At 37.6% G+C, this 24,659-nt stretch carries 21 protein-coding genes; 6 read left to right on the top strand and 15 right to left on the bottom strand.

Annotated features, from left to right (window positions below):
- Positions 1-328: 328 nt before the first annotated feature.
- From lipA to leuS, 13 genes are all read right to left on the bottom strand, one after another.
- Positions 329-1,297: a lipoyl synthase gene (gene lipA, locus H4J50_RS06320; protein WP_108455167.1), complete on the bottom strand. Its 969-nt coding sequence runs from the start codon at positions 1,295-1,297 to the stop codon at positions 329-331.
- Positions 1,287-1,949, bottom strand: a complete 663-nt coding sequence (lipB, locus tag H4J50_RS06315) for a lipoyl(octanoyl) transferase LipB (RefSeq protein WP_108455168.1) — start codon at positions 1,947-1,949, stop codon at positions 1,287-1,289. The genes lipA and lipB overlap by 11 nt, the downstream gene beginning before the upstream one ends.
- Positions 1,950-2,021: 72 nt before the next feature.
- A complete protein-coding gene (ybeD, locus tag H4J50_RS06310) occupies positions 2,022-2,285 on the bottom strand; it encodes a DUF493 family protein YbeD (RefSeq protein WP_108455169.1) in 264 nt (87 codons plus the stop codon).
- 321 nt (positions 2,286-2,606) lie between these two features.
- On the bottom strand, positions 2,607-3,794 hold the full coding sequence (locus H4J50_RS06305; protein WP_182255175.1) for a serine hydrolase: 1,188 nt from the start codon (positions 3,792-3,794) through the stop codon (positions 2,607-2,609).
- Between the two features lie 175 nt (positions 3,795-3,969).
- The gene (locus H4J50_RS06300) at positions 3,970-4,878 is read right to left on the bottom strand and encodes a septal ring lytic transglycosylase RlpA family protein (RefSeq protein ID WP_182255174.1); all 909 of its coding nucleotides are present in this window, start codon (positions 4,876-4,878) and stop codon (positions 3,970-3,972) included.
- A 50-nt stretch (positions 4,879-4,928) separates the two neighbouring features.
- Positions 4,929-6,044, bottom strand: a complete 1,116-nt coding sequence (gene rodA, locus H4J50_RS06295; RefSeq protein ID WP_182255173.1) for a rod shape-determining protein RodA — start codon at positions 6,042-6,044, stop codon at positions 4,929-4,931.
- Positions 6,044-8,023, bottom strand: coding sequence for a penicillin-binding protein 2 (mrdA, locus tag H4J50_RS06290; protein ID WP_108455172.1), 1,980 nt, complete (start codon positions 8,021-8,023; stop codon positions 6,044-6,046). Before mrdA ends, rodA begins: the two co-directional genes overlap by 1 nt.
- 3 nt (positions 8,024-8,026) lie before the next feature.
- Positions 8,027-8,497, bottom strand: a complete 471-nt coding sequence (gene rlmH, locus H4J50_RS06285) for a 23S rRNA (pseudouridine(1915)-N(3))-methyltransferase RlmH (RefSeq protein WP_182255172.1) — start codon at positions 8,495-8,497, stop codon at positions 8,027-8,029.
- Between the two features lie 11 nt (positions 8,498-8,508).
- The gene (gene rsfS / locus H4J50_RS06280) at positions 8,509-8,826 is read right to left on the bottom strand and encodes a ribosome silencing factor (protein ID WP_108457739.1); all 318 of its coding nucleotides are present in this window, start codon (positions 8,824-8,826) and stop codon (positions 8,509-8,511) included.
- A 179-nt stretch (positions 8,827-9,005) separates the two neighbouring features.
- On the bottom strand, positions 9,006-9,665 hold the full coding sequence (gene nadD, locus H4J50_RS06275; protein ID WP_182255171.1) for a nicotinate-nucleotide adenylyltransferase: 660 nt from the start codon (positions 9,663-9,665) through the stop codon (positions 9,006-9,008).
- Entirely contained in the window at positions 9,652-10,695 is a 1,044-nt protein-coding gene (holA, locus tag H4J50_RS06270; protein ID WP_182255170.1) for a DNA polymerase III subunit delta, read from the bottom strand. Before holA ends, nadD begins: the two co-directional genes overlap by 14 nt.
- Positions 10,696-10,704: 9 nt before the next feature.
- On the bottom strand, positions 10,705-11,211 hold the full coding sequence (gene lptE, locus H4J50_RS06265; protein WP_108455176.1) for an LPS assembly lipoprotein LptE: 507 nt from the start codon (positions 11,209-11,211) through the stop codon (positions 10,705-10,707).
- Between the two features lie 134 nt (positions 11,212-11,345).
- Complete coding sequence (gene leuS / locus H4J50_RS06260) at positions 11,346-13,937, bottom strand: leucine--tRNA ligase (RefSeq protein WP_182255169.1); 2,592 nt, start codon at positions 13,935-13,937, stop codon at positions 11,346-11,348.
- A gap of 467 nt (positions 13,938-14,404) precedes the next feature.
- Here leuS and H4J50_RS06255 point away from each other — a divergent pair, with 467 nt between their 5' ends.
- From H4J50_RS06255 to H4J50_RS06230, 6 genes are all read left to right on the top strand, one after another.
- A complete protein-coding gene (locus H4J50_RS06255) occupies positions 14,405-14,890 on the top strand; it encodes a zinc ribbon-containing protein (RefSeq protein WP_182255168.1) in 486 nt (161 codons plus the stop codon).
- Between the two features lie 175 nt (positions 14,891-15,065).
- A complete protein-coding gene (locus tag H4J50_RS06250) occupies positions 15,066-17,456 on the top strand; it encodes a Lon protease family protein (protein ID WP_182255166.1) in 2,391 nt (796 codons plus the stop codon).
- Between the two features lie 555 nt (positions 17,457-18,011).
- Entirely contained in the window at positions 18,012-18,830 is an 819-nt protein-coding gene (locus H4J50_RS06245; protein WP_182255164.1) for a hypothetical protein, read from the top strand.
- 367 nt (positions 18,831-19,197) lie between these two features.
- Positions 19,198-21,000 carry a DEAD/DEAH box helicase gene (locus H4J50_RS06240; protein WP_182255162.1) on the top strand — a complete coding sequence of 601 codons (1,803 nt, stop codon included), beginning with the start codon at positions 19,198-19,200 and terminating at the stop codon, positions 20,998-21,000.
- Between the two features lie 537 nt (positions 21,001-21,537).
- On the top strand, positions 21,538-22,581 hold the full coding sequence (gene hppD, locus H4J50_RS06235) for a 4-hydroxyphenylpyruvate dioxygenase (protein WP_182255160.1): 1,044 nt from the start codon (positions 21,538-21,540) through the stop codon (positions 22,579-22,581).
- A gap of 544 nt (positions 22,582-23,125) precedes the next feature.
- Positions 23,126-23,272: a hypothetical protein gene (locus H4J50_RS06230; RefSeq protein ID WP_182255158.1), complete on the top strand. Its 147-nt coding sequence runs from the start codon at positions 23,126-23,128 to the stop codon at positions 23,270-23,272.
- Between the two features lie 87 nt (positions 23,273-23,359).
- Here H4J50_RS06230 and H4J50_RS06225 read toward each other — a convergent pair whose 3' ends face one another.
- Both H4J50_RS06225 and H4J50_RS19605 read right to left on the bottom strand, forming a co-directional pair.
- A complete protein-coding gene (locus H4J50_RS06225) occupies positions 23,360-24,178 on the bottom strand; it encodes a formyltransferase family protein (RefSeq protein ID WP_182255156.1) in 819 nt (272 codons plus the stop codon).
- 149 nt (positions 24,179-24,327) lie between these two features.
- A complete protein-coding gene (locus tag H4J50_RS19605) occupies positions 24,328-24,603 on the bottom strand; it encodes a nuclear transport factor 2 family protein (RefSeq protein WP_259366177.1) in 276 nt (91 codons plus the stop codon).
- Positions 24,604-24,659: the final 56 nt, after the last annotated feature.

Raw genomic sequence — 24,659 nt, 5'->3', positions numbered from 1 at the left:
GGGCTAGTACCATTCGATTATCTCATGCATTGCCTTGAACAATTGAGCAAGCCAAAAATTGACATCAATTCTTTACTCCCATGGAATATAAAGCTTAGCTAAGTGCTTTCCCCAGACGTTCACAAAACAACTTTAAATAACACTTTAAGTAGCACTTTAAGTAGCACTTTAAATAGTCGCAGTTTACGGATATTTTTTACTTAGCATTGTTGGACTGAAATATAAGTACTAACTTTACTGTGAAAATATAGCAGAAACAAAAAAGCTAGAAGTTAATACTTCTAGCTTTTTTATTTTAAACAGTTTAACTGAGTTAATCGCTATACGATTATTTTACTTCTTCACCAGCGGCTTGTTTATCAGCATGATAACTTGAACGTACCAATGGACCACAAGCTGCGTGATCAAAGCCCATTTTATCTGCTTCACGTTTAAACATGTCAAAGTCATCAGGGTGAACATAACGCTCTACCGGTAAATGATGTTTACTCGGCTGTAAGTATTGGCCGATGGTTAACATAGTTACGCCATGCGCACGTAAATCTCGCATTACTTGCAAAATCTCTTCGTTAGTTTCACCTAAACCAACCATTAAGCCAGACTTAGTTGGAACAGTAGGGTTTGCTTCCCCAAATTTTTTCAACAAGTCTAAAGACCATTGGTAGTTAGCACCTGGGCGAGCTTTGGTGTATAAACGTGGAGCTGTTTCTAAGTTGTGATTGAATACGCCAGGGGGATGCGTATTTAAAATTTCTAAAGCGCGATCCATACGGCCGCGGAAATCTGGCACTAATATTTCTACTTTAGTATGTGGAGAATGCTCGGCTATTTCTGTTATACAATCAACAAATTGTTGTGCACCACCATCACGTAAGTCATCGCGATCAACTGAAGTAATAACCACGTATTTCAATTTCATATCTTTTAGCGTTAAGGCTAATTTACGTGGCTCTGCTTTGTCTGCAGCAAGAGGACGACCATGACCAACATCACAAAATGGACAGCGACGAGTACATATGTCACCTAAGATCATAAAGGTTGCTGTGCCGTGGTTAAAACATTCTGATAAATTTGGGCATGAAGCTTCTTCACAGACAGAATGCAAATCATGTTTACGCAATGCTGCTTTTATACTATCAATACGTTCTGTACTTTTTGGCAGTTTAATACGTAACCAATTTGGCTTTCTTAGCATAGTTTCACGCTCAGAAGTCACCACTTTAATTGGTATATGGGCCATTTTCTCGGCATCGCGTAATTTAGTGCCTGGGGTAATGCGTGATGATTTAGTGGTCATGTATTGTTTCCAATCCCGTTTGATAAGATAAATGCTGAGTGTCTAATAGTTCACTAAGGTGTTTAACCAGTGATTCACCCGCTTGCTCTACAGTGGCAGGGCCCTGTAAATCGATTGTTTGTATCATTTCTAAGCCTTGATATCCACAAGGGTTAATACGTAGAAATGGTGATAAGTCCATATTGACGTTGATTGCTAAACCATGAAAAGAGCAGCCTTTTCGAACTCTAAGACCTAAGGAAGCAATTTTTTTGTCGTTAACATAAACTCCTGGTGCATCTGGCTTTGCATTAGCATTAATGCCAAAGTCAGCCATTGAAGCGACAATTCCATTTTCAATGAGAGTGACTAATTGCCTAACGCCCATTTTTCTGCGGCGCAAGTTTATCATAAAGTATATAACTTGTTGACCAGGGCCATGGTAAGTAACTTGTCCACCACGATCCACTTTCACCACTGGAATATCACCAGGCATGAGCAGGTGTTCGTCTTTTCCTGCCTGTCCTTGGGTAAATACTGGAGGGTGTTCAACTAACCAAAGTTCATCGGCGGTATTTTCATCTCGATTATCGGTGAAGTTTTGCATGGCATGCCAAACATCGACATAGTCGAGGTTATTCAGTTGCCGAATAATCAAAGTGTTTTTCAAAATACATCTCTATCAATTTCATTGCGCGCATTATATCCAAATAGTAATTGGAATACACCGGACAATTAGTAGGGATTAAAGTACGTAGCGAACTTGCTCAATCGCGTTTAAGGTTTTATATATTTTTTCGATATGCTCTTTACTTGTTACCGTAACGGCTACCGCAATTGAATGGTAATTACCTTTTGAGCTTGGTTTGATTTTTGGTGAATAATCGCCCGGCGTATGTTTTTGTAACTCGCCTATCACTAGGTCTGGGAGTTCGTCACATGCGACACCCATAACTTTAAAGTTCAATACAGTGGGGAAATCTAATAATTCATCAAAATTAGTATTCATTTTTTTTCTCTTAAATCGGTAAAACAACGTTATGTTAAGTGCTTTAAAATGGCGAAAAACTTAGACAAAAGTTAATTGTATCAAGCTATTATTCGCTATTAAAATGGTCTGTATTTGTTAATTGGCGATATTTTAACACTATTTGTTACGAATGTGATCAATTGCCGCTAATTAATAGGCTATAGGTGAGGGGGATGTTATCTAATATCAATGCTTAGTGGTGATTATATTTTATAAAGTGAAGATAATAAAAGATATAAACTCAGCCGAAGCTGAGTTTATATTGATAAAATAATCGTGTACTAATGTTTTTTAATAAAATTAATCGACAAACTGAAGTTTGACATAATCCATTAATTTATTGAACATGCTGCCTTCATTGACCTCTTGTAACGTAACTAGAGGGTATTGAGCAATATCTTCACCGTCAAGTTGCAAGAATAATTTTCCTACTACTTCACCTTTTTGCAGTGGGGCAGTTAATTGCTTGTCTAATTCAAAGTTAGCTTGTAAGTTTTTTCGCTGACCCCGAGGAATTGTGATTGGAGTGTTAACCATAATGCCTAAATCAACTTCTTTACGATCACCCATCCAAACACGATTACTAACAAATTTTTCACCGGCTTTATAAGGTGTGTAAGTTTCGTAAAAACGGAAGCCATAGTTTAATAATTTTTTACTTTCTACTTTACGAGCGCGCTCACTATCTGTACCCATTACAACGCTAACCAAACGCATGTCACCTTTAGTAGCAGAGGTGACTAAGCTATAACCTGCTTGTGACGTATGACCGGTTTTTAAACCGTCAACATTCATACTTTTATCCCACAATAAGCTGTTGCGGTTATATTGTTTAATGTTGTTATAGGTAAAAGACTTTTGGCTATAAAGTTTATATTCTTCTGGAACATCACGAATAAGAGCAATAGCTAACGTTGCCATATCGCGTGCGGTAGTTTTATGCTCTTTGCTGTCTAGCCCGTGGCTATTTTCAAAAAAGCTACTATACATGCCTAACTGTTCTGCATGAGCATTCATTAATTGTGCAAATGCGCCTTCGCTACCAGCAATATGTTCAGCCATTGCAACACAAGCGTCATTACCTGATGCAACGATAATACCTTGGTTTAATAAGCTAACAGGTACTTCTGTGCCTACTTCAATAAACATTTTTGAAGATTCAGGGAAGTTTTTTGCCCAAGCTTTTTCGCTAATTCTTACTGGGTCTTCATTGCTAATGTTACCACTCGCTAACTCTTTACCAATAATGTAACTGGTCATCATCTTAGTTAAGCTGGCCGGCGCTAGCAAAATATCAGCATTGCTTTCTGCAATAACTTTACCTGTAGCGTAGTCGATTAAAATATGACCTTTAGCATTGACCTCTGGAGCTGATGGGATAATAGTTTGAGCTTGAGAAAGAGAGCAAACACTTAATAATACAGAGCCTAAAAAAGTTAATAATTTTATCTGTTTTTTAGGCGCTTGAGTAAACTTGATATGGGGCATAATTGTCCTACAGCACTATCGATTAATGGAAATTATAAATATTTAATGGAGTATAACATTTTTCGTTTTGATTTCTAATGAGCTCTAGCATCAAATTGTTACCGTTGATGATTTTGGCTTGTTATCTATACAGTTTAATGATCAAATTTATTGAAAACCATAAAGTTTAAAAGCGCTATTTTCGAATAAAAGCTTTAGGGTGACCATTGTCTTTAATCGCTAATAATAAACGCGTTAATTCATCGTTAGTTATTATCGGACCAACAAGGACTCGAAAAATTCCATTTTTTTCTTCTATTTGTGTATTCTTTTTATGTTGTTGTAATAATGCCTTTGCAATTTTAGATGCTTGAAGCTGACTTTTACTGGCAAAAACCTGTATAAATTTATTTTTAAAAGCAGGAGAAGATGACGCCTTACCCTGAACCTGCTTTATGCCTGCATGAGGAATAGTAACCACTTTTTCTTTTGGTAATGCCGTAATAACAGTATTGTCGGCAGTTAGGTGAGGGGTGTTAAGTTGCAGTTTCTCTATACCTTCAGCGCTAAAATCATTAATTGCTGTAATAGTGACATCAGCTGTGCCTGTTTTTAGCATATCGAGTTTATAAGCGGCACTATAAGACAAATCTATGATCCGACTTTGATGAAATGGGCCTCGGTCATTCACTCTCACAATAACTGACTTTGCGTTACTATTATTGGTTACTTTTAAATAGGTGGGCAGTGGTAAGTTTTTATGTGCCGCACTCATTGCGTACATGTCATAAATTTCACCGTTTGACGTTAAATGGCCATGAAATTTTTTGCCATACCACGAGGCTGTTCCTGTTTGGCTAAAGTTTTCTGCCGTTTTTAGTACTTGGTAATGTTTGCCAAATACTTGGTAATGTTTGTTGCCTCCTCGGCTATGTGTTTCTGCACGAGGCGTAGCGTTAATAAGTTCACTGGCATTAGGCGTGCGCGTTGGCGTACTATCATGCTTTTGTTGATAACGGCTATTGTTATTTTGAGTACTACAAGCAGACATTACTGTTAGAAGTAAAATTATGCAGATAAGCTGGGTTGTGTTTAATTTTTCCATAAAATATCTATCATTCTTTTAATATGCTCGTTGTCTAATAAGTGTTTCTGCTAGATATTAAATCGTCTATGCGTACTGACAGCCATTAGAATGCCAAATCCTGCCATTAATGTCACCATTGAAGTACCGCCATAGCTAACCAGTGGCAAAGGTACACCTACCACAGGTAGTAATCCCGAGACCATGCCAATATTTACAAAAATATAAACAAAGAATGTTAAGGTTAGGCTACCGGCTAAAAGCTTGGTAAACGCATGTTGAGCATTGACCGCAATCCATAAACCGCGCATAACAATCGCTAGGTATACCGTTAATAATAAGCCAACACCAATCAAGCCAAATTCTTCACTAAATACCGCGAAAATAAAATCTGTATGACGCTCAGGGAGAAACTCTAGTTGAGATTGCGTACCTTGAAGCCAGCCTTTACCGTGAATGCCTCCTGAGCCAATAGCTATTTTAGATTGAATAATGTGATAGCCAGAACCAAGTGGATCTTGCTCAGGATTTAAAAAAGTTAACACTCGCTGTTTTTGGTATGGTTTCATTAAAAACATCCATAAAACAGGCGCGAACGCTGAAGCTAAGCCAACACAAAGTCCGATCAGCTTCCAACTTGCTCCAGCAAGAAATATCACAAAAACGCCTGAGCTTGCAATCAGTAAAGAAGTGCCTAAATCAGGTTGTCTTGCAATGAGCAATGTTGGTAACAGTACTAAAGTAAAAGCAATAATAATCTTCGACATTTTAATGGGTAAATCATGTTGACTGACATACCATGCGATCATAATTGGCACGACAAGCTTCATGATTTCAGAGGGTTGAAACTTAGTTACACCAAGGTCTAGCCAACGTTGAGCTCCTTTACCGACATGACCAAAAAGTAAAACAGCCGTTAGTAACATTAAGCCGATAATAAATACTGGAACAGCCCATTTACGATAAGACAGTGGGGGGATTTGCGCGACAATAAACATCACAAAAAGTGCTAGACCTACACGTTTTGCGTGTCGGATCAAAACTGCAGTCTCTTGACCACCAGCACTATAAACAACAAATAGCCCAAGCGTCATTAATACTAAAATACCGCTTAGTAGAGGTAAGTCAATGTGTAAGCGTTGCCAAAAAGTTCGTTGGCGTTGTTGATCATGTCCGGTACTGCGCACTAGGGATTACCTGCTGTATTACTGATGTTTTGTTGATATACATTGGTATGATGGGGATGCTTTCGTTGGTCTTTACTGACAATTTCTCGATCACCAAAGTACTGATCCATAATTTGTCTAGCTACAGGACCGGCATTTGTTCCACCACCACCTTTGGCGACATTTTCTATTGCAACAGCCACCACAATTTCAGGATTTTCGTAAGGCGCAAAAGCTATAAACATGGCATTATCACGTTTGCTTTCTTTAACTTTACTGGCGTCGTATTCTTCGTCTTGTGCGATATTAGCGGTTTGTGCAGAACCTGTTTTTCCGGCGGCATCATATTTACTGCCTTTAAATGCACTATAGCCGGTAGCGCCGAATTTTTGCACCGTATTATGTAAACCATCTAAAACCACATCCCAACTTTTTTGATCTTTTAAGACAATGGGAGCTTTTTCATCAACGACATACTCGGTAATTACAGGTATATGTGAGCTTATACCTTGCTCGTCTACAGGCACTTCACTGGTAGACTTTAATAAGTGTGGTACTTTAATTTGTCCTTTGTTAACCAAGATAGATATCGCTTGAGATAACTGCAAGGGTGTAACTGACCAGTAACTTTGTCCGATACCTACTGAAAGCGTTTCTCCGGTATACCAACCTTTATTGTATCGTTCTCTTTTCCATTCAATGCTAGGCATTATGGCACGGCTTTCTTCGTGAAGATCAATCCCAGTGTAATCACCAAAACCAAATTTTCTCATCATTTGACTAATTTTGGTAATACCGAGCTTGTAGGCCAAATCATAGTAATAAATATTACAAGATTGCTCTAATGATTTAGTTAAATTAACTTTTCCATGACCCCATTTTTTCCAATCACGACGTTTAGTCTCAATGCCAGGGAGTTGATAAAAGCCAGGGTCATAAATTTCAGTTTCTGGAGTAATAACACCATCGTCTAAACCCGTAAGGGCGAGTAGTGGCTTAATTGTTGAAGCGGGCGGATAACCTTGTACCGCACGATTTAAAAGCGGTTTGTTACTCTCTGGTGCTAAAAGCTTTTTATATTTTTTACTACTAATACCATGGACAAATAAATTGCCATCAAAACTAGGGTTTGAGTACATGGCCAATACGCCACCATCTCTTGGATCAATGGCTACAATCGCACCACGCTTTCCTGAAAGCGCTCGTTTTGCGATCATTTGTAATTCAATATCTAAAGTTAAAGTAAGATCTTTTCCTGGAATGGGAGGGGTAAAATTTAACGTTCGAATGATACGACCTAAGTTGTTTATTTCAACTTCTTGATGCCCAATGGTTCCGTGCAAAATATCTTGATAATATTTTTCTAAACCAAGCTTACCTATATTACGAGTGGCAGCGTAATTTTCAGCTAAACCTTGCTTTTCAAGGGCAACAGAATCTCGACCATTAATACGCGCGACATAACCGAGCGAATGGGTTGTTAAATCAGCAAAGGGATAATATCGCTTTAAACGCGCATCAATAAAAAAACCAGGAAACTTATGCTGATTTACCGAAAACAAAGAAACCTGCTGTTCGCTCAAACGAGAATATAGCTCGATCGGTTTAAAGCGACGTTTACTTTTTACGGCTTTGAGTAGTTCGTCTTGTTTTTCTTGGCTTATATCTAATAATTGGCTAACGGCAGCAAGGCTTTGCTTAATGTCGGTTACTTGCTCTGGGATAACTTCTAAACTGTATACTGGCGTATTATCAGCTAGTAGAACACCATTTCTATCGTAGATTAAGCCTCTATTTGGCGCAACGGGTAAAAGTTTTATACGGTTAGAGTTAGAGCGTGTTTGATATTTTTGATAAGAGTTAACGCCAAGATCATAAATATTACTGAACAACAGCAAAGACATTATGATGACCGCAATGAAAGTAATAAACGTACGGCGTGCAAATAAATTGGCTTCAGCGCTATGGTTTCTAATGGCAACGCGTTTTTTTCGAGCCATTACTTATTCTCTGTGATAAGGGTGATTATTATTGATTGACCAAGCACGATAGAGGCTTTCAGCTACGATTACTCTAACCATTGGGTGTGGTAATGTCAGTGGCGATAACGACCATTTCTGCTCTGATGCTTCAATACAAGCGGGCGCTAAACCTTCTGGGCCACCAACAAGCAGAGCAACATCTCTGCTATCAACATGCCAGCGGTCAAGTTGCTTGGCAAGTTGAGGCGTAGTCCAAGGCTTACCTTCAACTTCTAATGTAACAATGCGATTACCCTTAGGAATAGCCGCTAATGTTTGCTCACCCTCTTTTTCGAGAATGCGAGCAATATCGGCATTTTTACCGCGTTTTCCAGGTGAAATTTCAACTAGATGAAAACTCATATCACGAGGGAATCTGCGACAATATTCGTTAAACCCTTGGCTAACCCAAGCGGGCATCTTATTACCAACAGCATATAAGGTAATGCGCATTGTTGTTTAGATTATTCCCATAGTTGTTCTAGTTGATAACGATCGCGGATCTCATCGGTCATTATGTGAACAACTACATCACCTAAATCAACTAAAGACCATTCACCGATATCATTACCTTCAACACCTAAGGCTTCAATACCAGCTGCGCGGCATTCAATAGTAAGTGATTGAGCAATTGAAATAACGTGACGTTTTGAGTTACCAGAGCAAACTAACATATAGTCAGTGAAACCCGATTTTTTAGATACCTCTAAAGTAACGATATCTCGGCCTTTCATGTCTTCTATTTTTTCGGTAACAAAAGTAATTAGTTCTGAACTTTGCAAAGTGGGATCTCTATAATTAGCAATAATCGGCGATAATAGCATTATTTTGTTTGTCAGTTAACCATCTAATGTTGTCGTTAGCCTCTTTTTTACTCAACAATTGATATATTTCACTAAGTCAGGAACAAAAGTCGTTATAAATAGCGTTTTTTTTGACAGTAAATAGAATTAGTTCGAACTTAGTTATAAAGCTTATGCTGCTTTATAAAGTTGAAAACCGGTTTTTCTAGGTACTGGCTACAATCTAAACCAGATTTTATTCTCGCTCTAATTTCTGTTGATGAAATATTAACTGGCTTGCTTTCATGTATAACTATTTGACCAGATTTTTGTGGCTGCAAATCGGTTAAATTAAATATCAGACGAGCGTTTAACTCTGGTGTAAGCGTGTTTTCCAGTTCCAGATGTGAATAACCTGGGCGAATATTAACGACTAAGTTGCATAAAGTTAAAATTTCTTGCCAGCAGTGCCAAGTGGTAAATGTTAATAGTGAGTCCATACCCATTATAAAATATAAACTTGTATTCGGGTGCTCAGCTTTAATTTCATTTAACGTATCGACAGTAAAAGAGGGGGTATGTCGATTAAGTTCGCGACTATCAAGCATGAAATTATCATTGTTAGCACAAATTAATGACACCATTTCAGCACGCTGTTTGGCATTGGCATGGGTGCCAAGTTTATGTGGGGGAATATGAGCAGGAATTAAAAATAATTTTTCTGCTCCAATCCACTTAGCTGTTTCTTGGCCAGGCAGAGTATGACCTAAATGAATGGGATCGAAAGTACCGCCAAGCACAGCAATAATTTTTGGCGGATTTTGCTTAGTTATACTCATAATCTAAACTAAAGTTTTGACTTAGTTCATGATGAAATAAGCTGATGAAAACATCACTGAGTAAAATAAACGCGTTAAAGTCACTGCTCGTTTTACTGAGTAAATCAACCTGCGCTAACCTTGCTAATGCTTGCTCTGCTTGCGTTAAGGTAATGTGCTTTAACGCATGCTGATATAAAGGTTTTTTCTTTTCCCATATGCGATATTGTTTAAAAATATCGTTAATACCACTGCCTTGATCCATTTGTTCTAACATGGCATAAAGTTGGCTTATTTCCTTATGCACAACCCAAATTAATTGACCAAACGCACTACCGTCGTGTTGCATTTGGTCTAAAATTTTCAAACATTTCTTTAAGTCGCCAATCAATAACGTATCGATAAGTTGAAAAGGGCTAAACTTAGCTTGTTTGATAAAAAGGTTTTCAGCTTCTTCAAAGGTAACTGTTTGTTGTGAAAACAAAATTGAAAGCTTTTGCAACTCTTGCTCAAGTGCAGGGAGGTTGCCTTCAAATAACTCTGCCATTAAATCAATGACATCAGGTGCTAAGTTAAGTTGTAAGTGCCTTGCTTGATTATTCAACCATTGTTTTAATTGCTTACCTTCAACATCATATAAAGGTACAAAACAACCTGCTGCTTCTAAAGACTTAAACCACTTTCGCTTTTGCGTTGCCGCATCCAATTTTGGACCATGGAATATAAGTTGAATATCTTGATGTAAAAGGGTGAGTAATTTTGCTACACCCTTAGCGCCATTATCGCCAATTTTACCTGAAGTAAATTCTATTTCGATAATACGTAATGGCGAAAACAAACTCATCGATAGGTACTCTTGAAAGAGTTCGTCCCAATCAAATTTATCGTCGATACTAAAGCGAATTATTTCCGCAAACCCTTGTTTTTTGCCATGCAGCTTAATTTTCTCTAAAGCATCATTTTTTTGCCATAGCTCATCACCAAATACTAACCATATTGGCTGAAAGCCTTGGTTAAGCGTTTTGTCGAGGTTACTATGGTATATACGCATGAAGTTTACCTATAGCTGAATGCTAGCCATATCACGTAAGATTTTCTTGGCAGCTTCTTGGCGCATTTCTCGTAACATTAACGATAATTCCCTACTTTTTGCCAGCGCTATGTCAGGATCATCTTGATAATCACGATTAAGCTCAAAACGGAAGTTTTGAATATCTTGCCCTGGAATTAAAATTTGATACCTAACTGTATAAATTAGTTCGTATTCAGCAACTTGCCCATTAGGGAAAACAGATAAGGTTCGTCTGTCTAAGTTGTCTTTTAACATACGCATTTGCGGGATGTCGGCGTCACTTTTTTGCACTAATTTCACATCATTAATACTTAAGTGCTGCTTAACCAAGCGTGTAAGTTCGCCATATTGGTCTACCGAGCTAAAAGCAATGGTTTGTAATTCAGGTGCTAATAAGTAATTACCGCGTAGTTGAAAACCACAACCCGTTATCATTATTAACACTAGGCAAAATGATAACAGTTTGCTAATTCGACCTATGATCAATTGCTTCATAAAGTGTTCACTTTTTAATGGATGAAAATTTTATCAGTACAGAGTAAATAAGATTAGCTATGCACTGATAAGTGGCTACAACGTAAATCATGAGTTTATTAATACTCATGATTTACTATGCGAAAAAGTATTAATTAATTAGCTACAATATTTAATAATTTACCCGGTACATAAATAACTTTACGTACGGTTTTACCATCTATAAATTTGCTAACGTTTTCATCGTTAAAACCGGTTTCTTCTACCGCTTCTTTGGTCGCATCAGCTGAAACAGTAATTTTAGCGCGTAACTTACCGTTAACTTGCACAATAATAAGCTTTTCATCTTCAATTAAAGCACTGTCGTCAACAACTGGCCAAGCGGTATTTTCAACTGGATTACCATCACCAACCATATTCCATAAATGGTGGCTTAAGTGCGGAACGATAGGCGTTAGCATTAATACCACAGCGCGAATTGCTTCGTGCATAACTACGCGGTCTTCATTGCTTTCAATGCTCGCTTTACTTAAGTGATTCATTAATTCCATTATCGCAGCAATAGCGGTATTGAAAGTGTTACGACGACCAATATCATCACTCACTTTAGCAATGGTTTTATGTAATTCACGACGCAGTAACTTTTGTGCTGCATTAAGCGTTAAACCCGCAGTACTTGGGGCGGCATTTGACACATCAGCTGCTTGTGTAAAGTCGTAAGTTAATTTCCAAACGCGCTTTAAGAAACGATGAGCGCCTTCAACACCTGAGTCAGACCATTCTAAAGTTTGCTCTGGCGGTGAAGTAAACATAATAAATAATCGTACGGTGTCAGCACCATAAAGATTAATCACTTCTTGAGGGTCAATACCGTTGTTTTTCGATTTTGACATTTTGCTCATGCCAGCAGAAATAACCGGTTTACCATCTAACTTGCTAATAGCAGAAGTAACTAGACCTTTTTCGTCACGTTCAACGTCAACATCGGTTGGTGCAATCCAATCTTGTCCACCATTATCAGCTTCACGGTAATATGTGTCAGCGAGCACCATGCCTTGGCAAAGTAGTTTCTTAAATGGTTCATCAGAGGTAACTAAACCAGCATCACGTAATAACTTATGGAAAAAGCGTGCATAAAGTAAATGTAAAATCGCGTGTTCAATACCACCGATGTATTGATCAACTGGTAACCAGTAATTGGCTTTAGCAGGATCTAACATTTGTGTATCGTCGTTTGGTGAACAGTATCGTGCGTAATACCATGATGATTCCATAAAGGTATCAAAGGTATCTGTTTCGCGGAATGCTTCTTCACCATTGTATGTGGTTTTAGCCCATTCAGGGTTATCTTTGATAGGCGAAGTTACGCCATTCATGATGACATCTTCAGGTAGTTCAACCGGTAATTGATCTGCAGGTACTGGAACTGACTCACCATTAGCAAGGTGCATCATTGGAATAGGTGTACCCCAGTAGCGTTGACGAGAAACACCCCAGTCACGTAAGCGGTAATTTACCGTTACTTTACCTTTGTTTTCACTAATTAATTTATCAGAAATAGCTTTAAAGCCATCTTCAAAACTTAAGCCATCAAATTCACCTGAATTAACTAAAACATTTTTTTCAGTAATAGCCGCTTTAGTTACGTCATCGTCTTCAGTACCGGCGATAACTTGTTTGATTTCTAAACCGTACTTAGTCGCGAATTCCCAATCACGTTGGTCATGACCTGGTACTGACATCACCGCACCTGAGCCATAATCCATTAAAACAAAGTTTGCTGCCCAAACAGGTACTATTTCACCACTGATTGGGTGAATAGCTTTTAAGCCAGTATCAACACCTTTTTTCTCCATTGTCGCCATATCAGCTTCAGTAGATTTATTGGTTTTACAGCTTTGAATAAACTCAGCAAGTTCAGTATTATTTTCTGCAGCTGCAAGGGCTAAAGGATGTTGTGCTGCTAATGCTACATAAGTTACACCCATTAAGGTATCAGGGCGGGTAGTATATATATCGAAGCTTTCTGATGAGTCAGCAACTTGGAAGGTCATTTCTACACCTTCAGAGCGACCAATCCAGTTACGTTGCATGGTTTTAACTTGTTCAGGCCAATCGGTTAATTGGTCTAAATCGTTAATTAATTCTTCTGCATAGTCAGTAATTTTGATAAACCACTGTGGAATTTCTTTACGCTCAACAAGCGCGCCTGAACGCCAACCGCGACCATCAATTACTTGTTCATTAGCAAGTACTGTTTGATCAACTGGATCCCAATTTACCGTAGCATTTTTCTTATACACTAAGCCTTTTTCATAAAGCTGAGTGAAAAACCATTGCTCCCAACGATAGTAATCTTTTTTACAAGTGGCTAATTCACGACTCCAGTCGTAACCAAATCCTAAAGACTTTAATTGGTTACGCATGTAATCAATGTTTTCGTAGGTCCATTTAGCTGGCGCAGAATTGTTTTTAATTGCAGCGTTTTCAGCAGGTAAACCAAAAGCATCCCAACCCATAGGTTGCATCACGTTTTTGCCTTGCATGCGTTGGTAACGAGAAATAACATCACCTAAACTGTAATTTCGCACGTGGCCCATGTGGAGTCGACCACTAGGATATGGAAACATTGCCAAGCAATAAAATTTTTCTTTTCCTGGTAACTCTTCAGCTTTGAAGGTGTTGTTATCAGTCCAAAATTTCTGAACATCGGCTTCTATTGATTGGGGATTGTAAATGGATTCCATTAATATTTCTCAAACACGCTTAAAATAAGTGCTTCACCCGACTTTGTTGGCAAATTTATAAAGATAAAATTTGTTATTTTAAGGTTAGGTTTTAGCGATAAAAATTATCCCGATAGGATACCTTATCTCTAGCCATTGCGACAAGTTAAAGCAGGTTAATGCTGCAGATTTTTCAACATTACCTTGGTCTAATACCCCGTTGATTAATTATTTGCGCATTTTTAATGGCTAAAATGAAAAGCTACAGCGTTATAAAATTGATAAGTGGCATAAGTGCTTATTAGATTTTATATCTAGTATTTATCCATTTTTCCTCATGAAAAAGTAGCACGATTAATGAATCGAAGGGATATAACCAAGAAAAACCACGTTTATCATTACTTTGTACTTTAATTAAGGTGGTTAATGGTGGCTTTTATCACTTTAATAATTATACTAAAAAGTGAGCATTTAATGACGGAGGCGTTATGAAACAAGAACAATCTCGTATGCAAGAGGTATATCAAAACTTACAAGAATGGCTAGGAGATACTAGCGATAATGAAGTTCGCTCAATTGTTGAGTTAATTGAACAAGCTAAAAAGATTTTAATCGCTGCCGAACAAATTCCAGAACAGCAAGTTAAGCAGTTCATCACTAACTTAAAATATGATTTAAGTGATTTTTACCAGCAGTACCAAGCCGATATTAAACATTCCATTTATTTAGATATATTGAATGAGAGTATTTGGGAAAATTTGGCACAAATTACCGACAAATCACAAGTAGAATGGTCAGAGCTTATGGATGATTTTCAACATCAAGATGGTTACCATGTTGGCGATCATGTAGGTTTTGGACAATTACAGTGTCGAGCATGTCAGCACTGTGTAACATATAGCCATGCAAATATTATTGCGGAGTGTATTGCTTGTGGTGGCAAAGACTTTAATCGCATAAGTTTAACACCCTAAAAGCAAATTTTTCAGATAGTTGTTGATATTGTTTTGCTGTTAATAGGGTTGTCGCTGTACACTGTATTTAATGAAACCGTATCTATAGCTATTTGCTAATTAGTTATCTGAATATTAAGTCAGTTCGCTAAATTTTACCCTACACGCTATTAAACTCGCACCCAAGAGATTTTCTATGACAAATGTGTCAATCAACACACGCCTTAAACCTTGCCAATTAACCGCAGATTTAACGGTTAAACAATTTGCCAATTCCACACCTACCGCTGAAATAGAGCAAGTATTTATTGGTCATGAAAGAGCTAAAGAAGCATTGGTTTTTGGCTTGTCGATGGATGCGCCCGGTTTTAATGTTTATGCCATGGGTGAGCATGGTACTGGGCGTCAAACGTTAATCAAACAAATGTTAGCGGCAACAGCAAGCAAAGAGCCCACACCAGATGAATGGTGTTACATTAACAATTTCGATGATCCTAATTCGCCACATAACCTTCATGTAAGTCCTGGTGATGGTAAGCAGTTACTTACTCGCATGAATACATTTATTGACGAGTTAATGGATTTATTTCCAGAAATATTTGATAACCCTGGCTATCAAAGACAAAAGGCTGCACTCGATCGCGATTTCAATAAAAAATATGATCAAGCTATTACTGAAGTGGAAGAGACAGCATTAAAAAGTGATGTGTTGTTGTTTGAAGAAAATGGTGAAATTGGTTTTTCACCTCTGGTTGCAGGTAAGCCGCTTAATGATAAAGAATTTGCTGAACTTAAAGAGCCAAAGCGTGCCGATTTTTATATCATATTAGCTAAATTAGAAGATTTATTATCCGAAAAGTTAATTGAACTACCACAATGGAAACGTATTTCATCTGACAAATTACGCAAGTTAAAGCATGAAACTGCCGCACAAAGCATTCAACCTTTTTTAGAAGAGCTAGAAGCTGAGTTTGTGAGTAATATTGGCGTTCAAAAATATTTAGCTAAAGTGAAAATCCATGTTGTTGATGCCGTTTTAGAACTACTCGTTGATGAAAGTAACGAAACGCCTAATGACAAAGATATGCGTAAGTTAATGGTTGAGCGCTTTTTACCTAATTTATTAGTCACTCGAAAAGCCGACGAAGGTGCACCGGTTGTTTATGAGCAAAACCCTACCTTCCAAAACCTATTTGGTCATGTTGATTTTGGTAGCTTTCAAGGTGCTAGTTATACAAGTTATCGCCTCATAAGACCGGGTGCTCTTCATAAAGCTAATGGTGGATATATATTACTTGAAGCAGATAAATTACTAACGCAACCGCTTGTATGGGCTCGCTTAAAGTTGGCGCTGAAAACCCAACAAATAACCATCGAAAATCCGCACTTAGAATATGCGCAACCCGGTGTATTTAGTCTGCAACCTGAAAAAATCCCATTAAATGTCAAAGTTATTTTACTGGGCGATCCTGAAATTTATTACACTTTGCAAGATTACGATCAAGAATTTACCGAGTTATTCAGAGTATTAGCCGACTTTGATCGCCATTTAGAGAAAAATCAGCATAACTTGAACGACTACGCCAATTTAATTCGTCAACGTGCTCATCGTAATAATTATCCTGAAGTAACAGACGAAGCGATTTTAGAATTGGTTAAATATGCCTTAAGGCGCGCAGAGCATCAGCATAAAATATCAGCCAATATCGTACAAGTTAACGACCTATTAGATGAAGCCTTTTATTTATGGAAGTTATCTGACGGTAAAAATGGTTTATGCGGTAAACATGTCACCATGGCATTAGCGGCAAAGCAGCGCAGAACAGGGCGCATGAGCGAAGCTTGGTTAGACGAAATTAAAGAACGCCAACTGCTTATTGATACTGAAGGTGAGCAAATAGGTAAAATAAATGGCCTAACGGTACTCGAAATTGGCGATAGCGTTTTTGGCACACCTGCGCGAATAACCTCAACTGTATATGCCGGTAGTCAAGGCGTTACTGATATTGAGCGAGAAGTCGACTTAGGTAGATCTATTCACTCCAAAGGCGTGTTGATTTTAACCGGTTACTTGGGCCATAAGTATGGGCAGGAATTCCCCGTGACTATCTCCGCTAATATTGCTATTGAACAATCCTATGGTCATATCGATGGTGATAGTGCTTCAATGGCTGAGCTATGTGCGTTAATTTCTGCCATCGCTAAATTACCGATAAACCAAGGTATAGCGATTACGGGGTCAATGAACCAGCATGGCGAAGTGCAATCTATTGGTGGTGTTAATGAAAAAATTGAAGGTTTTTATCGTCTCTGTCAAGACAAAGGCTTAACAGGTAAGCAAGGTGTTATTATTCCTAAAACTAATACCATTAATTTGATGTTGGCACCTGATGTTATTCAAGCGGTGGCTGATGGCAAGTTTGCTATTTATGCTGTAGAAAACATTGATCAAGCGATAGAAATTTTAATGGCACAGCCCGCAGGAAAAATGACCAGAACAGGGCGATATCCAAGAAAATCAATACACGGTATGGTGCTTAATAAATTGTCTGCATTTTCAGATCTACTTAACGGTGTTGAAGAATAGCTAACGTTAGTTATTTATTTCCCTATAAATACCATCAGATAAATAAACACGGCAAGCGTCGTGTTTATTGCTTTTTAACGATGTAGCTTATTAGAAACCATATATTACAAGCCAAGCAATTAAGTTATTGATAAATGTTTAATAGCTATGATTGCTATAACTATGATTGCTATAACTATGGTTATTATAACGCTGCTTAATATAGTTAGTGTATTTACCCTTGATTACTCAAGTCGTTTAAGACAATTGAAACGACTAATAAAGCTATAGCCGTAACAAGTCACACGCTAGTAAGTATTAGGCATAGCTTAATGCCTATAAGCTTAAATTATAGTGCTTTTCCTAAAGTATCTAATCAACAGGTAAGTACTTAATTGTTACTTACAAATTCACTAATAAATTGTTATTTTCACCAAAATATATCAATAAAGATATTGCCCTTTATTATACCCCCTTCTAAGTTGTTAATATTAATGGTATTTATTGTTTGGCGTGATTTTTGATTGTATTGTAAAACAATGATTAAAAAACGATAGTTTACAAGGAAATAACCCAATGAAATTAACCCAAGCATTATTATTTATATCAGGCGTAACCATCTTAAGTGGCTGTATTGTAGTGGCAAACCCTTCATATGCTAATTATCATAGCCAACAAGAACTGATAATAGATGCCAAAAAACTTAGCGCATTGGATATTGAAGCTGGAGCAGGCTCTTTGGTCATTGAAGGCTCTGAAGATGTGACAGAAATTACTGTAGTTGCTGATATATATACCGAAGGTCGAGATACAAACGATGTTGAATTAACTTTAACGCAATCACGTAACAGTGCGTATTTAGTGTCGAAAATTGACAGTAATGGCTTTTGGCAGGGGGATTCGCCACATATTGATATTAAAGTCATCATGCCAAGCCAGCTTATGTTAAAAATTGATGATGGCTCAGGTGCTATCTCTGTTAGCCATATTTATGCAGAAGTTGAAATAAAAGATGGATCAGGTGAGATGACTATTAACGATATTAAGAGTCACCTTAAGATCAATGACGGTTCCGGCGGCATTTACATAAGCCAAGTCACAGGTAATGTAAGTATTATTGATGGCTCTGGTGAGATAGAAGTCACTAGTGTTGGCGGTAACCTTGATATTGATGATGGTTCTGGCAGCATTTTTGTAAAGGATGTCTCGGGCAATGCCGTTTTTGAAGATGGTTCTGGCGAATTAATGGTTAGAAACATTGAGGGTTTAGTCACCATTGATGATGGCTCTGGCAGTATTGACGTGGAACAAGCAGGTGGTTTAAAAATTATCAATAGTGGCTCAGGCGGTATGCGAGTTAAAAAGGTAAAAGGCGGTTTTGAAATAGATAACTAACCTTTAATAACTTCAATCGTTTCTTCGGGTTAAAGTAGCTTTAAGTGCTTATTTTAAGCATTTGAAGCTATTTTCATGTTTAAATACGGTAAAGTTTGCATTATTACTTGTATAATTTCACTGTGTCTGTATAATGCGCGCCTCTGTGATCGTGAATCGAAATGGTTTCTAAAAGAGCCTTAGATAGTAAACGTAGATAATCACAGAATTTTAAAATGAGTGGGGTATATCCGCCCATAGACTTGCCCAGTTAACCTTTCAACGTTAACGTAATGAATGTGCCTTAAGTCTTCCTGGTGGTTTCCTCGTATATGTATGTAGGAATTTTGGCGTATAGCCAGTTTCTACCATGAGAAGACAAAATTATATGACTGATCTTAACAATGCCTCTGTAGGCTTTGACGCCCTTGGTTTGCCTGAAAACTTAGTATCTGCTGTAAAAGCACTAGGTTTTGAATCATCTACGCCAATCCAAGCGCAAACAATTCCACCTTTACTTCAAGGTAAAGACGTTCTTGGTGAAGCACAAACAGGTACAGGTAAAACTGCTGCCTTTGGTTTGCCTGCACTAGCAAAAATTGATGTGACGCTTCGTAAGCCACAATTAATGGTGCTAGCGCCAACACGTGAATTAGCAATTCAAGTAGCAGAAGCGATTGAAACTTTTGCCAAAGACATGAAAGGCTTAAAAGTTGCTACTTTATACGGTGGTCAATCTTACCAACCACAATTTCAACAACTAGAACGTGGTGCACAAGTTGTTGTTGGTACGCCTGGTCGTTTAATGGATCACTTACGTCGTAAGAGCCTTAAATTAGATAACTTATCATTTTGTGTGCTTGATGAAGCTGATGAAATGTTAAACATGGGCTTTTTAGAAGACATTGAGTGGATCCTTGAGCATCTGCCTAAAGAAACACAAATGGCGTTGTTCTCTGCAACTATGCCACCACAAATTCGCAAAGTAGCGAATCGCTTTTTGAAAAATCCTGAGCACATTAAAGTTGCTGCAGTGAAAAAAGAAAAAGCCAATATTACACAATACGCTTGGAAAGTTAGCGGCATTAATAAAATGACGGCATTAGAGCGTATTGCTGAAACTGTTGAATATGATGCAATGCTAATCTTCGTTCGTACTCGTAATGACACTATTGACGTTGCTGAGAAATTAGAACGTGCAGGTTATGCTTCTGTTGCCCTAAACGGTGATATGAACCAAGCACAGCGTGAACGTACTGTTGACCAACTTAAATCAGGTGTTTCATCAATTCTTGTAGCGACTGATGTTGTTGCTCGTGGTCTTGATATTCCGCGTCTTTCATTAGTTATTAACTATGATTTACCGGGTGACAACGAAGCTTACGTTCACCGTATAGGCCGTACAGGCCGTGCTGGTCGAAGTGGTACAGCGATTTCATTTGTTCGTCCACGTGAAATGTATTCTTTACGTCATTATGAGCGTTTAACTTCTGGCACTATTGCAATGTACGACTTACCAAATATTCAAGAAATTGGTAAAGCCCGTATTGAGCGTACTTGTACTGAGTTAGCATCTATTGTTGCTGATAAAGAATTAACAGCGATGCGTGAAATTATTGAAACAATGGCTAGTGAGTCAGAACTTTCAATGACAGATTTAGCCGCAGCGTTACTTTATCAAAAACAGTTAAAGCAACCTTTACAACCGAAAGAAGATCCTAAACCTCGTCGTGATGCACGTGAAAGAAATGATCGTGATAGCAATGGTCGCAATGATTCACGCGGTGGTCGTAATGATAGTCGTGGCGGTCGTAATGATGCTCGCGGTGGTCGTGCTGATAGTCGTAGTGAAGGTCGTGCAGAGCGCGCTCCTCGTAAAGCTAAAGTTGCCCGTTCAGATGTTGATTGGCAGACTTACCGCTTAGAAGTGGGTAAAGAGCATGGTGCACGTCCTGGCGATATCGTTGGCGCAATCGCTAATGAAATTTCATTAGACAGCAGCTACATTGGTGCTATCAACTTACATGAAAAACATAGCTTTGTGCAGTTACCTAAAGGTATGCCTGAAAAGTCTTTTACACAGTTAAAGCGTGTTCAAGTTCGTCGTCAAGCACTTGCTATTACGGTGTCAGATACGCAGCCAGCAGCTGAGCGTCCATCTCGTCCACGTAAAGAGCAACGCACTAACTAATCATTTTTGATTAGTAAAACTAAGCGTCAACTTTTTTAAAAAGGTTGGCGTTTTTTTTCATCTGCTGAATGTTGACCTATTATATTTATTCTTTTTAATTGATACCAAGTTGATTAATTAACTGCTCATTTTTAATGGTTAAAATTAATAATGACGGTGTTATAAAATTTATATGTAGAATAACTACTTACTAAATTTTTTGCCTTGTAATTATCCACTTTACCTCATGGAAAAGTAGATCACTAAATTAATCAAATTGGTATGATATAAAAACAAGGTTGACCAATAAAGTGACCATATACTGAGCTTGCTTTAGGTGGTTAACTGAGCAATTTTTTGCATCAATATATAGCTGTAAAAATAACGTTACATCTGCGTGCACTACTCGCTATAGCTTAGATCCTTGCAGCTAATAATTCATCTGATTTTAACGTAACAATAGATTTACGCTTCAAATAATACCCGTTTTTTCATTCACTTCCTCTGCGGTGATTTCACAGTAATAATCGCTCTATTGCTACAGTGAGAGAAACAATTATGAAAGAAGTAACAAACCCGCTAAATTTACGTGGTATCGAATTTATTGAATATGCATCGCCAGATTCTGACTTTATGGCTGACGCTTTCTACGGCTTTGGTTTTTCAAAAACAAAAAAATTCAAAGGCCGTGATATTGATTATTTTAATCAAAATGATATCCATTTTTTCTTAAACAATGAGCAAGCAGGATTCTCTAAAGAATTTGCTAAAAGCCATGGACCTGCTATTTGTTCAATGGGCTGGCGTGTAGAAGATGCGGATTTTGCTTTCGAGCAAGCCGTTGAACGTGGCGCTAAATCAGCTCAAAATGTTGATAAAAAATTACCTTACCCTGCTATTTTTGGTATTGGCGATAGCTTAATTTACTTTATTGAAAAGTTTGGCGCTAAAGGTTCTATTTATCAAGATGATTGTGAAGATATTGCAGAGCCGGTATTGGTAAAAGATAAAGGCTTTAAAGCTGTTGATCATTTAACTAACAACGTTTATCAAGGCACAATGGAATTTTGGGCTAACTTTTATAAGAATATATTTGGCTTCACTGACGTACGTTACTTTGATATTAAAGGTGAGAAATCAGCATTAGTATCATACGCCTTACAATCTCCGTGTGGCACTTTCTGTATTCCTATTAATGAAGGTAAAGGTACAAGCAATAACCAAATTGATGAGTATTTAGATGAATATAATGGCCCAGGTGTACAGCATTTAGCCTTTATCTCAGATGATTTATTAGGCTCTTTAGATCAATTAGACAAAAACATCATTGATACCTTAAATATCGTACCTGAATATTATGACGACGTATTTGATCGTATTCCGTGGGTTAAAGAAGACCATCAGCGTATTCGTGATCATCAAGTGTTAGTAGATAGCCAAAAAGAAAACTCATACTTGTTACAGATATTCACCAAAAATATTTTTGGACCTATCTTTATTGAGATGATCCAACGTGTTGATGACCAAGGCTTTGGCGAAGGCAACTTTACCGCTTTATTTAAGTCAATTGAACTTAACCAAATTGAACGTGGTGTGCTTTAAACACTAGTTTTTTTGAATGCCTTATAATTTGAAAGCCAGCTTATGCTGGCTTTTTTATGTTCAGGCCGAACGGTATGTCACGATCACATGGATGTGAAAGAGTGACGATGTTCAGGCCGAACGGTATGTCACGATCACATGGATGTGAAAGAGTGACGATGTTCAGGCCGTTCCCAACCATCCATGGCTTCACGTCATTAACGTCGAAGCGAGTTTGCCACAATTGCTTTAAGGTATTTTGACTGATAAATCTTCCTGTAACTAACACAATCATAAATATTGCTAGATTTTCTGGAGTTGAATAAAGCTCAGGATGGGAAAAGATGTATTCTGGCCAATCAATATTGATATTTTTCTGATATGCCCGCCACTCCTTTGGTAGCTAGTAACGTGGTTTTTGACGATGTCTTTCCCGCTTGTGTGACCGATATTTTTAACCCTAAAGGATTAAGCCAGTAAAGTATTTTTATTTTACTTGGTCATCTTTGCGTATTAAATATGCGAAATATAATCAGCATTAACGTTGAATCTGGGATGGTAAATCATGCAATGTAGCTTAGGTGCAGTATTAAAGATAAGTTGTGACTTAAAAGTAGGCGCAGGCATAGGCATCGGTTTTTATATTATTCCCACCGTTATTCGAGATAGTACAAGTGTAATTCCTGGCAATGACGCAATCTCGAATAAGTAAAGGATAACTAGTTAACGATGAGGTTAATGAATGTATTACATAATATTATGTGTTCAAATTAATGATATAACTAACAACAAAACTTCATTATACAGGCATCGCGAAGATAGACCGTTTATGTATACAGACTATCCCGTCTAATGCATTGATGGCTAATAAACTATCGTCTTCAAAAGCTACATCTCCAGGTAACGATGTATGCTGATAGTTTATGAACTCTAGATGAGATGTAATCCATAATGCGTGATCTAACTTTATAATTAAGCCTATATGGCCAAAGCACCGTTGCTGTATTTCGATTTCATTTATTGGTGCATTCCAATCCAAAACTCTCTCTGACATTTCAACTTTCGACCAATAGGAATGATTTATTTGCGGTCTAGCAGACTTGTAGTACTTACTAATGTTGTTAATAAAAATTTTCAATAACCTGGCAGATTCAAGGTGCATTTTTATCATTAACGTAGTTATGCTTTCATTGGCAGATTGAAGCACTTTAGCTTGTAAAATCATATCTCCAGAATCAAAATTATTAGAGATTTTGTGGATAGTTACTCCTGAAAATTCGGGCATTTTTATTAAATACGGTAAAGGAGTAGGGCCCCGTCCATCGGGTAATAATGTTGGATGTATATTGATGGCATATTTCACATTGGTAGTAGGCACTAAGTAAGCATATTCAGCAATTATGAATATTTCTGCCCCTAAAGAGATCAAATCATTGAGCTCACTTAACTCAGGTTTGTGTTCACAAATAGTGATATCATTTTTCTCACATAACTTATCGATAATAGATGAATCATGTGCAGAACTATTTTTATATACTCGCAATATCTGATGCTCTTCATCCAACAAATACTTTAAACACGAAGAAAATAAATTGTTTCCGAAGTAAACTACTTTCATAAGCTCTTTCTTTATTCCAAAATAGAATTTCTCGATGTATAGCGATGATTATCATCGCTATACATCTTAGCTCTATGAAAATTTTACCAAGAAACAACTAAAACCTAAGCGTTAGCTGCATAAATTATATTAAGATAAAATGCTTAAGGTTAATGTTTGTGAGCCGTTTTTGGCCGTTTGTCGCGAGTTGATGAATGGCTGTGAATAACTTTCCAAGCGCCATCGACCTTACGAAATAAAAAAGTTTGATAGCCTGTTTTATCAAATACTTTACCTGATTTTTTAACTTTCCCCTGCACCGCACTATCTGCAATAGCCCAAGCAAACTCTTTCTCACTTCCTTCAAACGTTACTTCGATATTGGAAAAGTCTAATTTTAGGTATTCCATCGCCTCTTTTTCTGGTTCAACGTGGTGATTAACCAAGCTGTCTAATCCAGGGTTTTGACCGCCAGATTCTATATATCTTGCGCCCTTAAAAT

The organism is Colwellia sp. 6M3, assembly GCF_014077595.1.
In the GTDB taxonomy this organism is placed as follows: Bacteria; Pseudomonadota; Gammaproteobacteria; order Enterobacterales; family Alteromonadaceae; genus Cognaticolwellia.
Note: the sequence above shows the minus strand (reverse complement) of the source record. Positions and strands in the feature narration are given on the sequence as shown.